We start from the raw sequence: 6490 nt of genomic DNA, 5'->3' as shown, positions 1-6490 counted from the left end.
CCCGGGGCGGGGCGGCGTTCGTTCGTGGGTGTCGTGGGCTGCGGTGATCACGGCGCATCGAACTGTGAACTCCATCAGCGCGGCAGGCGGCGAGCCTCCCCTCCCACCGTCCGCGTGCGTACGGACGAACCCGCTCAACCCCTTGCAACAGCAACCATCGCCCCCCGCTGAACCGTGATGGCGAACGTGAAAAAAATGTGACGCAGCACTATCAAGTTGCGGTGGATCAGCGCCGCTATCCGAAGTAGCGACCACGGCAACCGTCGCGCTCCTCCGCTCCACTCTCTCTCCCATCCCGCTGATTCCGCCCAGCACCCCACGGCTGTGCGTCACTGCCCTGCCCGGAGTTTCAATCATGAAGTGGTTCCACGACCTGCCCATCGCCCGCAAGCTGGCGGTAGGCTTCACTCTCACCACGTTGATGACGCTGGCCCTGGGCAGCTTCGCCCTGATCCGCCTGGGCGAAGCCAACGCCCAGCTGCGCGCGATGAGCACCAACGACATTCCCTCGGTCCAGCACCTGGGCGAAGTGCGCGCGCAGCTCGGCGAGTTCCGCACCTACGAAATGGCCCAGCTGACCGTGCTGGACAAGCCGGAGTCGGTCGCCGACTACGACAAGCGCATGGCCGACACCGGCAAGATCGTCAACGCCGAGCTGGCTGCCTACGCGCTGCTGCCGGCCGGCGACAAGGAACATCAGCTGTACGAAGTGGTTGCCGCGCGCACCGCCGATTACTTCAAGGCCAACGGCCTGATCAAGGACGCCATCGCTGCCGGCGACGGCGTCACTGCCCAGCAGATTTCCGATGAACAGTCGCGCCCGGCGCGCCGTGCGCTGTTCGCCGCGCTCAAGGACCTGGGCGAGTTCAGCAACGGCGTGATGGCCAGCCGCATCGAAAGCGCCAACGCCACGCACCAGAACAGCGTCTACGCGATCATCGGCTGCATCGTGCTGCTGTCGCTGCTGGCTGCCGTAATGGGCGTGGTGATCTCGCGCGCCATCACGCGCCCGCTCGGCCAGGCCGTGCACGCTATCCAGTCGGTCGCCCGTGGCGATCTGTCGGTCAACATCCAGGCCACCAGCAAGGATGAAGCCGGCAAGATGCTGACCGCCACCCGCGACATGACCGTGATGCTGCGCCGCTTCTCCGAGCAGACCCAGCAGATGGTGGAAATGCACGCCGGCCCGGACATCAGCCACCGCATTCCGGAAGATTTCCCGGGCGTGTATGGCCAGCTGGCCGTCGGCATCAACACGGTGATCTTCGAGCACCTGGATTCGATCAAGGACGCGATCAACGTCCTGAACCAGTACGCCGCCGGCGATCTCTCGCCGAACGCCCGCCGCCTGCCCGGCACCCGCGCGATCCTGCACGAATCGATGGATGCGGCCAAGGCGAGCCTGCTGGCGATCAACACCCAGATCCAGTCGCTGGCCCAGGCCGCCGCCGCCGGTGACTTCACCCAGCGTGGCGATGCGACACGCTTCGACCACGACTTCCGGGTCATGATCGAGCACCTCAACACGATGATGCAGGTCGCCGACGGCAATCTGTCCCAGCTCTCGCACCTGCTGCAGTCCATCGCCAACGGCGACCTCACCGCGCGCATGCAGGGCGAGTTCCACGGGGTGTTCGCCTCGATGCGCGACGATGCCAACACCACCGTCGCCCAGCTGACCCAGATCGTCGGCCGCATCCAGCAGGCGTCCTCCAGCATCAGCACCGCGGCTGGCGAGATCGCTTCGGGCAACAACGATCTGTCGCGTCGTACCGAGCAGCAGGCCGCCAATCTGGAAGAGACCGCTGCCTCGATGGAGGAACTGACCTCCACCGTGCGCCAGAACGCCGAACACGCCCGTCAGGCCAACCAGCTGGCCATCGGCGCGCACTCGGTCGCCTCGCAGGGCGGTGATGTGGTGGGCCGCGTGGTCAGCACCATGCACGAGATCGACGCCTCCTCGCGCCGCATCGCCGACATCATCACCGTGATCGACGGCATCGCCTTCCAGACCAACATCCTGGCGCTGAACGCCGCGGTGGAAGCCGCCCGTGCCGGCGAGCAGGGCCGCGGTTTCGCAGTCGTCGCCTCCGAAGTGCGCACCCTGGCCCAGCGCTCGGCCGGCGCGGCCAAGGAGATCAAGGGCTTGATCGATGAGTCGGTCGGCAAGGTTGCCGAAGGCTCGCAGCTGGTCAACCAGGCCGGCGCCACCATGGGCGAGATCGTCGCCTCGGTGCAGCGCGTGACCGACATCATGGCCGAGATCTCCGCCGCTTCGCAGGAGCAGTCCGCCGGCATCGAGCAGGTCAACCAGACGGTCGTGCAGATGGACGAGACCACCCAGCAGAACGCCGCGCTGGTGGAGGAAGCGACCGCCGCTGCCCGTGCGATGGAAGAACAGGCCGGCCATCTGACCGATGCGGTCGCGCTGTTCAAGCTGGAGGGCCAGGCGCACGCGGCACCGGCAGCCGTCATCCGCGCACCCGCCTCGCCGCGCGCTTCGGCACCAGCCAAGCCGCGCAGCGTGGCGGCTGCGCCCCGCCGTGTCATGAGCCGGGAACCGGCCCTGGCCAACGATACCGAGTGGCAGGAATTCTGATCCCGCTCGCTGCTTGAACCGTTGACGTAAATGACACCCCGCCCCGGCGGGGTGTCGTCGTTTCGGAGGGAGCAGAGTGCGCAATCCCTCACACATTCGTCATCCCACTTACCGAATTCAGCACAATCACGACACGGCGCCGTCAAGTTTGCCGACCCTGGGGCCGCTATCCGCTCTAACGGGTTGCCCATGGAGAGCGGCAGCATGGCAAGCACCGCAGCACCTCATTCGGCGGCACCTGCTGCCGCCTCGCGTCGTGCCCTGGCCGGGTGGCTGGCGCTGGCGCTGTGGTTGGGCTGGGTCGTGCCACCGCTGCTGGTTGGGCCGGCCCCGGCCGGGCCGGCATGGACTGCCGAACAGATTCTTGCGCGCGTCGGTCTGCCGCTGACCGGCCTCAGCGCACCCGTGCTGGTGCTGTCCGATACCGCCTGCGCCTGCATGCCGCCGGTCGCACCCCCAGAACTGCAGGTCGTGGACCGCCGTACTGACGGCCGCGCCCTGCCCTACGCATGGGTGGTGCTCGATGCCTCCCATCGGCTGATCTACGCCGGGCCAGCCCAGCTCGATCCCGGTTGCGGTACGGCCACCCCATCGGCCGCCGCACTCGTCCAGCACCTGATCGCCCATCCCCAGGCACCCCTCATCGTTCCATCCCGTTGTTCATGCCCACAGGAGTGACCCGCATGTCCGCCCACACCACCCCCCACCAGTCGCTGGTGGGCCACGAGAAGGTGCCGTACCTGCAGGTCATCGCGGCCGAAGCCGACCGCCTGTTCCTGATGGTCACCGCTCTGCTCGCCATCGCCTCGCTGGTGCTGGCCACCCGCAATGGTCAATGGTCGCCGTTCCTGGCCATTACCCTGCCCAGCCTGGCGCTGGTCGCCCTGCAGACCCGCTGGCATCCCGGCACCCGGCTGTCGCGGTGCACGGTCGCGCTGGTCTGGATGGTGCTGGCCGCCACGTTGATCCACCAGACCCACGGCATGCTGGAGACGCACTTCACCGTGATCGTCCTGATCGCGCTGCTGCTGTACTACCGCGACTGGCTGCCGATCGTCGTCGCCGCGGCCGCCATTGCCGTGCACCACGTGCTGTTCTTCTACCTGCAGGCACGCGGCCTGCCCACACCCGTGTTCGCCCCCGGCAGCGGCTTCGGGGTGGTCGTCCTGCACGCCACGTATGTCGTGGTGGAAACCGGCCTGCTCAGCGCGATGGCCGTGCAGATGCGTCGGCAGCTGCTGCTGATCGGGCACGACCCGCGCGACCTGGCCGCGATGGCACGCGGTGTGGTCAACGACCAGCCGCTGCCGGCCGGTGTGCGGGTGGAGGATTTTCCAGCGGATTCACTGGCCCGCACCCTGGTCCAGACCAGCCAGCAACTGCTGGAGCGCCGCCAGCGCGAACAGGCCAACCTCGCCGATACCCTGCGCATCCGCACCGCGCTGGATGATGTGACCACTCATGTCATGATTGCCGACCGCGACCGCAACATCGTCTTCGTCAACCGCCCCCTGCACCGCATGCTCGCTGCAGTGGAGCAGGATCTGCGCCGCGATCTGCCGCAGTTCAACGCCCAGGCGTTGATCGGCAGCAACATCGACAGCTTCCACCGCAACCCGGCCCACCAGGCCACGCTGCTGGAAACCCTGGAAGGCACCTACCGCGCCCAGATCCGCATCGGCGGCCGGGTCATGCGCCTGATCGTCAATCCGATCATCAGCGCTGACGGCCAGCGCCAGGGCTTCGTGGTCGAGTGGGCCGACCGCACGGCCGAACTGCAGGTGGAAGAGGAACTCGGCCGTATCGTCCGCGCCGCGGCCGCCGGTGACTTCGCCGGGCGCGTGGATACCGCCGGCAAGGAGGGCTTCTTCCTGCAGCTGGCCGAGCACCTCAATGGCCTGATGGAGGCCAACGCCACCAGCATCGAGCAGATTTCACGGTTGCTGTCGGCATTGTCGCGCGGCGACCTCACCACGCGCATGGCGGGCGATTTCCAGGGCGTCTTCGCCCGCATCCAGGACGACGCCAACACCACCATCGACCAGCTGACCGCCATCGTGGCCAGCATCCAGGCCGCCTCGACCCGCATCAATGCCGCGGCCGGCGGCATCTCGCAGGGCAATGGGCACCTCTCCAGCCGCACCGAGCAGCAGGCGGCCAGCCTGGAAGAAACCGCCGCGACCATGGAAGAGCTCACCGCCACCGTGCGCCAGAACGCCGAGCACGCCCGTCAGGCCAACCGCCTGGCCAGCGGCGCCCACGAGGTCGCCTCGCAGGGCGGCGAGGTGGTCGGCGAAGTGGTCCGCACCATGACCGAGATCGAGACGGCCTCCCGCCGGATCGGCGCGATCCTCTCGGTGATCGATGGCATCGCGTTCCAGACCAACATCCTGGCCCTCAACGCCGCCGTGGAAGCAGCCCGCGCCGGCGAGCAGGGCCGCGGATTCGCGGTCGTCGCCGCCGAAGTGCGCACCCTGGCCCAGCGCTCGGCCGGGGCCGCCAAGGAGATCAAAGGCCTGATCGATGATTCCGTCGGCAAAGTTGCCCACGGCACCCAGCTGGTGGATCGTGCGGGCGCCACGATGGCCGACATCGTGACGGCGGTGCGCCAGGTCAACGACATCATGGGCGAGATCTCGGCCGCCTCACAGGAGCAATCGATGGGCATTGAACAGGTCAACCAGAGCATCGCCCAGATGGACGCCAACACCCGCCAGAATGCCGCACTGGTGGAAGACTCCATGACCGCCACGCACGCCATGGAGCAGCAGGCGGCGGTGCTCGCCGAGGCGGTCGCACGCTTCCACCTCGACGATGGCCAGGCAGCCGTGATGCACCGGATCCGGGAGATCGCCAGCGCCCGCTGAGGGGTCTGCCGTGCACGGGGGAACGCACAATTCCCCCTACATAAATGTGAACTGCTGCCGATAAACGGACTGAGCCCAGGCATCTACGCATGCCGGCACCCGCCCAACTCAGCAGAATCCATGTCCGAAGGCAGCCTCGACGCACACGACCGACCCCATGCCGCGCACGACGACGGCACGGATGACAGGTACCTGGTCCGCAACCCCCGCCAGATCCGGCAGTTGCTGCAGGCGCTGATCGACCAGCGTTCGTTGATCAACGCCCATCTGGGCGGCCGCGATCAATCCTTCCCCACTGCGGTGCTGGAACTGGACGAAGACGACGATTGGCTGCTGCTGGACGGCAGCCCGTCCGAGCCCTCCAACCGCGCCGCCGAAGACGCCGGCCACCTGCTGTGCTTCGCCCAGCTGGACCGGGTGATGGTGCGCTTCCGCCTGGATGGCCTGCAACGCGTTCGCAACGAAGGCCATGTTGCCTTCCGCGTGCCCTTCCCGGACGAGCTGGTGCACCTGCAGCGCCGCGAACTGTACCGGCTGGAAACGCCGATCACCGATTCGCCCCATCTGCAGTTCCCGATCAACGAAGACCGCAGTGAGGTCCTGCAGCTGCGCGTGGTCGACATCAGCGGCGGCGGCCTGGCCGTCACGGTGCCGGTGGACTGCAACGTGTTTTCTCTGCAGAAGCGCTACGCCGCCCAGCTCGACCTTCCCGATGGCAGCCCGCTGCACGTCTCGCTGACTGTCTGCAACCAGTTGGCGGTCAAGCTGCCCAACGGTGTGGAGATGAAGCGCATCGGCATGCGCTTCGACGACCTCCCGCGCGGTGGCGACAGCGCGATCCAGCGCTACATCTTCCGTATCGACCGGCAGCGGAGTGCGAGGAAAAACGGGGAGAGTTGATGGCTGATTCAACTGCGTGGCGGTTTGATGCTGCGTGACTGGGTCGGCGCGGGGGGGGGGGGACACGCCGTGAATCCGTCCATGGAGGCTCATGTCGCCGCATCCATGCGACTCATGGTCCCGC

General features: G+C 67.3%; 4 protein-coding genes. All 4 read left to right on the top strand.

Annotated elements, in window-relative coordinates; genetic code table 11:
- Positions 1-355 precede the first annotated feature (355 nt).
- The 4 genes from ACE026_RS18605 to ACE026_RS18590 all read left to right on the top strand — a co-directional run bounded on the left by ACE026_RS18605 (position 356) and on the right by ACE026_RS18590 (position 6366).
- Positions 356-2599: a methyl-accepting chemotaxis protein gene (locus ACE026_RS18605; protein ID WP_486040314.1), complete on the top strand. Its 2244-nt coding sequence runs from the start codon at positions 356-358 to the stop codon at positions 2597-2599.
- A gap of 204 nt (positions 2600-2803) precedes the next feature.
- Positions 2804-3277: a hypothetical protein gene (locus ACE026_RS18600; protein WP_486040313.1), complete on the top strand. Its 474-nt coding sequence runs from the start codon at positions 2804-2806 to the stop codon at positions 3275-3277.
- 5 nt (positions 3278-3282) lie between these two features.
- Positions 3283-5466 (top strand): methyl-accepting chemotaxis protein, encoded by a 2184-nt coding sequence (locus ACE026_RS18595; protein ID WP_486040312.1) that lies wholly within the window; start codon positions 3283-3285, stop codon positions 5464-5466.
- 120 nt (positions 5467-5586) lie between these two features.
- On the top strand, positions 5587-6366 hold the full coding sequence (locus ACE026_RS18590; RefSeq protein WP_486040311.1) for a flagellar brake protein: 780 nt from the start codon (positions 5587-5589) through the stop codon (positions 6364-6366).
- The last annotated feature ends 124 nt before the right edge of the window (positions 6367-6490 follow it).

Source organism: Stenotrophomonas sp. AGC87 (assembly GCF_057333975.1).
This window is presented reverse-complemented; position numbering and strand designations above follow the sequence as displayed.

Coding starts and splice junctions, on each gene's coding strand:
- ACE026_RS18600 (WP_486040313.1), top strand. CDS start 2,804: ATGGCAAGCACCGCAGCACCTCATTCGGCGGCACCTGCTGCCGCCTCG.
- ACE026_RS18595 (WP_486040312.1), top strand. CDS start 3,283: ATGTCCGCCCACACCACCCCCCACCAGTCGCTGGTGGGCCACGAGAAG.
- ACE026_RS18605 (WP_486040314.1), top strand. CDS start 356: ATGAAGTGGTTCCACGACCTGCCCATCGCCCGCAAGCTGGCGGTAGGC.
- ACE026_RS18590 (WP_486040311.1), top strand. CDS start 5,587: ATGTCCGAAGGCAGCCTCGACGCACACGACCGACCCCATGCCGCGCAC.